General features: G+C 74.2%; 5 protein-coding genes. 4 read left to right on the top strand and 1 reads right to left on the bottom strand.

Annotated elements, in window-relative coordinates; translation table 11 throughout:
- Nucleotides 1–138: 138 nt before the first annotated feature.
- On the bottom strand, nt 139–870 hold the full coding sequence (locus ACFW3L_RS26140) for a GntR family transcriptional regulator (protein ID WP_378748496.1): 732 nt from the start codon (nt 868–870) through the stop codon (nt 139–141).
- Between the two features lie 159 nt (nt 871–1,029).
- Between ACFW3L_RS26140 and ACFW3L_RS26135 the strand changes: the two genes are divergently transcribed.
- From ACFW3L_RS26135 to ACFW3L_RS26120, 4 genes are read left to right on the top strand one after another with little or no spacing between them, the layout of a single operon-like run.
- Nucleotides 1,030–2,001: a sugar phosphate isomerase/epimerase family protein gene (locus tag ACFW3L_RS26135; RefSeq protein WP_378748492.1), complete on the top strand. Its 972-nt coding sequence runs from the start codon at nt 1,030–1,032 to the stop codon at nt 1,999–2,001.
- A complete protein-coding gene (locus ACFW3L_RS26130; protein WP_378748488.1) occupies nt 1,998–3,764 on the top strand; it encodes a dihydroxyacetone kinase family protein in 1,767 nt (588 codons plus the stop codon). The genes ACFW3L_RS26135 and ACFW3L_RS26130 overlap by 4 nt, the downstream gene beginning before the upstream one ends.
- On the top strand, nt 3,764–4,252 hold the full coding sequence (locus ACFW3L_RS26125; protein WP_378748483.1) for a ribose-5-phosphate isomerase: 489 nt from the start codon (nt 3,764–3,766) through the stop codon (nt 4,250–4,252). Before ACFW3L_RS26130 ends, ACFW3L_RS26125 begins: the two co-directional genes overlap by 1 nt.
- Complete coding sequence (locus tag ACFW3L_RS26120; RefSeq protein ID WP_378748476.1) at nt 4,249–5,022, top strand: triose-phosphate isomerase; 774 nt, start codon at nt 4,249–4,251, stop codon at nt 5,020–5,022. Before ACFW3L_RS26125 ends, ACFW3L_RS26120 begins: the two co-directional genes overlap by 4 nt.
- The last annotated feature ends 143 nt before the right edge of the window (nt 5,023–5,165 follow it).

Below are 5,165 nucleotides of genomic sequence, written 5' to 3'. Positions count from 1 at the left end.
ACCCACTCATCTCCCCCCTTCTGGTTCTCTACCCTCTGGCTCTGCGGGGGCCCAAAAAAACCCCCCCCCCCCCCGGGGGGGGGGGGGCCCCCCCGGGGGGGGGGGGGCCCCCCCCCCGCCGCGCTGAGCTGTGCGGAGTCAGCCCTCCGCCGAGGCCCGGCGCGCCACCGCCTCCAGATGGGAGCGCATGGAGGCGCGAAGGGCCTCGGGGTCGCCGGTCTCGAAGGCGGCGAGGATCGCGGTGTGCTCCGCGATCGCCTGGTCCATGTCCATCGTCCCGTGCTGGACGGTCTGTCGGAGCCGGTGGACGTGCGCGCTCAGGGATTCGGCCGACTGTGTCAGGAAACGGTTCCCCGCCGCCCTGATGATCGTCAGGTGGAACTCCCAGTCGGCGGCGAAGTAGTCGCGCAGGTCGGCGAAGTCGGGAGGGGTCTCGCCCGCTCCGCGCACCTCACGCACCCTGTGGGCCGCGAGGACGTGTTGGGCGTGGGCCACACGCAGCTCCGGCAGCAGGTCGTCGGAGTGCCCGGCGGCGCGCTCGACCGCCGCGACCTCGAGGATCGTGCGCATGTCGAAGAGCTCCTCCAGCTGTTCGGGCGTCATGGGCGGGGCGACCCGGTAGCCCTTGAGCGCCACGCGCGACACCAGGCCGGTGTGCTCCAGCTGGACCAGGGCCTCGCGCACGGGTGTGGGGGAGACGGCCATCTCGCGGGCGAGGGAGTCGATGCCCAGGGAGCTCCCCGGGGGTGCGGAGCCGTCGAGCAGCTTCTCCAGGATCGCGTCGTACACGCCGTCCCGAAGGGCGCGGCGGGCGACCACGGCGCCCTTCGTGGTTGAACCCCCGGTGGAGGTGGTCTCTCTTTTGTTCATCTCCACCAGATCCTAGCCCGACGGCTGCGTGACTCGTCGGTCAACTCTGTTCGGCATCGGAAAGATCCTATAGGGTCTATGATTCCAAGCCCGTCGGGTCATCCCACTCGACCCGCGCCGGGCTCGCACGGCCCCCAGGACCGACCCCCGGAGACGACGATGCCCCATACCGCGCAGGACTGGCCGATCGGTGCCGCGCTCCTCCAGTTCCCCGACACCGCACCGGACGGCACGCCGGTGCAGGACGCACCGGCGGCGACGTGGTCCGCCGTACTGAACGAGGTGGCCGCCGAGGGGTTCGCCCACGTGGACCTCACCGACCGCTGGCTGCGTCCGGGGGACCTCTCCCATGAGCGCCTGAGCGAACTGGCCCGCACCCTCGGGGCCCACGACCTCGGCGTCTCCGCGATCTCCGTGACACGCCGCAGCGTGATCGACCCCGACCCGGCCGTCGCCCAGGACAACCTCGACTACCTGCTGCGCACCGTCGACGCCGCCGCCGAGTTGGGCACCACCGTCGTGTGCGCCGGACTGCACCGGCCCCTGACCCTGGCACAGCGGCGGGCCCTCTGGTTCTGGCACGAGCCCGGCGGCGCGGACCCGGTGGACGACGAGCGCACCTGGTCGCTGGCGGTCGAGCGCCTGCGCATCGCCGGTGAACGCGCGGCCCGACACGGGCTGCGCCTGTCCTTGGAGATGTACGAGGACACCTACCTCGGCACCCCGGAGAGCGCGGTCCGCATGGTCCGCGACATCGGACTCCCCAACGTGGGGATCAACCCCGACATCGGCAACCTGGTCCGTCTGCACCGTCCCATGCCGCACTGGGAGGAACTGCTGGTCCCGGTCCTGCCGTACGTCAACTACTGGCACGTGAAGAACTACCACCGCGACTTCGACCCCGCGACCGGTGCCTACTTCACCGTGCCCGCCCCGCTGGAGGGCGGTGTCATCGACTACCGGAGGGCGTTCGAGCTCGTGTTGGGAGCCGGGTTCGACGGTCCGGTCTGCACCGAGCACTACGGAGGCGACGGGCTGGGGGTCTCGGCGCGCAACCGTGAGTACGTGCGCCGCCTCCTCGCCGTCAAACTCCCCGTGGCGGCCCAGGCCGGAGAGGAGGCTCGGGCATGACGCTCCTGGTCAACGACCCGGCGGACTTCGCGGCCGAGGCGCTCGCGGGATTCGGCGCGGCGCACCCGGACGAGGTCCGCGTCATCCACGGAGGAGCGGTGCGGGCCTCCGCCACCCCGCACGGACAGGTCGCCACGGTCCTCGGCGGCGGCACCGGCCACTACCCGGCGTTCGCGGGCTGGGTCGGCCCCGGGTTCGCGCACGGGGCCGCCTGCGGCAACATCTTCTCCTCGCCCTCCGCCTCCCAGATCTGTTCCGTCGCGCGCGCGGCGGAGAACGGCGGCGGCGTGGTCCTCGGCTTCGGGAACTACGCGGGCGACGTGCTTCACTTCGGGCAGGCGGCTGAGCAGCTGAGGGCCGAGGGGATGGACGTCCGCGTCCTCGCGGTCACCGACGACGTCGCCTCCGGGCCCGCGGACGAGACCGCCCTGCGCAGAGGCATCGCCGGTGACCTCACGGTCCTGAAGATCCTGGGCGCGGCGGCGGAGGCGGGGCTCGGTATCGCGGAGGTCCACCGCGCCGGGGCCAGGGCCAACGCCGCCACCCGGTCCCTGGGTCTGGCCTTCGACGGCTGCACGCTCCCGGGCGCGGACCGGCCCCTGTTCACGGTGGACGCCGGCCGGATGGGGGTGGGACTGGGCATCCACGGTGAGCCCGGCATCGAGCAGCGCCCCCTGCCGACCGCGGACGAGGTCGCCGACCTGTTGGTGGACGGTGTGCTGGCCGAATGCGGCGCGGCCGCCGGGGCCGTCGGCGGCTCCGAGCGCGTGGCCCTGATCCTCAACGGACTCGGCGCCACCAAGTACGAGGAGCTGTACGTCGTCCACCGCAGGGTGAGCGAACGGCTCGCCGCCGAGGGCCTCACCGTCGTCGCCCCGGTCGTGGACGAACAGATCACCAGTCTGGGCATGGCAGGGCTCTCCCTGACCCTCACCTTCCTCGACCCCGAACTGGAGCGGCTCTGGAGGGCCCCCGCCGTGACACCCGCCTTCCGGCGCGGCCACCTCCCGCCCCGCCCTGCACGCACCGACGACCTCGCCGCGGCCCGGCGGACCCCGCCGGTCACCCCAGGGGACGCACCCTCACGGGCGCTCGGGGCGCTGATCGCCCAGGCGCTGGGAACCGTGCGTGACACCGTCGCGACCCACGAGCACGAACTCGGCGCTATCGACGCCGTCGCCGGGGACGGTGACCACGGCATCGGTATGCGGCGCGGGGCGGAGGCCGCAGTCGGGGCCGCGGAGCGGGCCGTCGTGCTCGGTGCCGGAGCGCGCACCGTCCTGACGCGCGCGGGTGCCGCGTGGTCGGAGAGCGCGGGCGGCACGTCGGGCGCTCTCTGGGGAGCGGCACTGACCGCCTTGGGCTCGGCGCTCGGAGACAACGGGAGGGTCGGACCCGAACGCGCCGTGACGGGTGCCAGGGCCGCGGTCGACGCCGTGGTGCGCCTCGGCGGGGCCAGCCCCGGCGACAAGACGCTCGTCGACGCGGCCCTGCCCTTCGTGGACCGGTGGGCTTCGGCCCTCGGTGACGCGGGCCCGGACGCGGCCTGGGCCGAGGGAGCCGCCGCCGCGCGCCGCGCGGCCGACGCCACGGCCTCGATCCCGGCCCGGCTGGGACGGGCCCGGGCACACGGAGACAACAGCCTCGGCACCCCCGACGCCGGGGCGGTCTCCTTCTCGCTGATCGTCACCGCGCTGACCCCCCTCTTCCAGCGGGACACACACCCCCGACACACACCCGACCTCCAAGAGGAGAACCACTGATGCTGATGCGCGTCGCCGTCGGCTCCGACATCGCGGGCTTCGACTACAAGGAGGTCTTCAAGGCGGACCTCACATCCCACACCGGAGTGGCGGAGGTGATCGACGTCGGGGTCGCCTCCGACCAGGACACCGACTACCCGCACGTGGCGGTCGAGGCGGCACGCCTGGTCGCCGAGGGCCGGGTCGACCGGGCCGTGCTCGTGTGCGGCACCGGCCTCGGCGTGGCCATCGCCGCCAACAAGGTGCCCGGGGTGCGCGCCGTCACCGCCCACGACTCGTTCTCGGTCGAACGGTCGGTCCTGTCCAACGACGCCCAGGTGCTCTGCCTCGGCCAGCGGGTGGTCGGGATCGAACTGGGCCGCAGACTGGTGCGCGAGTGGCTGACCTACAGCTTCGACACGTCCTCGCCCTCCGCCGGGAAGGTGGCGGCGCTGTCCTCCTACGAGCCGGGCGCGGGGTCGTCCGGGAGCGGAGCCTCGGGCCGGTGAGTCGGCCCGAGCTCTGGATCGGCACCAGTTTCAAGATGACCAAGACCCGGGTGCAGGCCGTCGCCTACGCGCGACGCCTGCTCGCGGAGGTCGGCGCGGGCGTGCCGGGGGTCACCGCCTTCGTCATTCCCCCGGCGACGGCCCTGGCCGAGGTGTCGGCCGTCCTCGGGGCGGGTCCCGTCCTGACCGGTGTCCAGAACGCCCACTGGGAGGACGAGGGCGCCTGGACCGGAGAGCTGTCGGTGCCGCAGGCGGCCGACGCCGGGGCCCGGATCGTGGAGATCGGCCACTCGGAGCGGCGCGCGCACTTCGGCGAGACGGACGCGACCGTGCGCCGCAAGGTCCGCGCCGCCCTACGCCACGGGCTGACCCCGCTGGTGTGCTGTGGCGAGAGCGCGGAGGTCCTCGCGCGGGGCGGCTCCGTGGACCACGTGCTCGGGCAGGTGGAGTCCGCCCTCGGTGGCCTCCCCTCCGGTCCCGGCGGCCTCGAGGAAGTGCTGGTCGCCTACGAGCCGATCTGGGCGATCGGGGAGCACGGCCGGGAGCCGCGTCCGGAGGAGGTCGCCGCCGTGCACGGGGCCCTCGCCGCGGAGTGGGGCGACCGCGTCAGGGCCGTCCTGTACGGCGGATCGGTCACCACCGGCAACGCGGCCGACCTGCTGCGGGTCCCCGGCGTGGGCGGACTCTTCGTCGGCCGCTCGGCCTGGGAGATCGAGGGCTACCTGGATCTCCTGGCGACCGGGCGGCGCCATGCCGACGCGACGGGCTGAGTCGCGCGGCCGGTCCCGGCGGCGGGGGGGGGGGCCCCCCCCCCCCCCCCCCCCCCCGGGGGGCCCCCCCGGGGGCCCCCCCCCCCCCCCGGGCGGAGAACAGCCCCCGGGGAGCCAAACCCGCGCGGGGCGGCACCCCCCCC

Origin of the sequence: Nocardiopsis sp. NPDC058789 (assembly GCF_042745575.1) — a bacterium.
GTDB lineage: Bacteria > Actinomycetota > Actinomycetes > Streptosporangiales > Streptosporangiaceae > Nocardiopsis > Nocardiopsis eucommiae.
The sequence above is the reverse complement of the archived record's forward strand: the minus strand, read 5'-3'. Positions and strand labels throughout refer to the sequence as shown.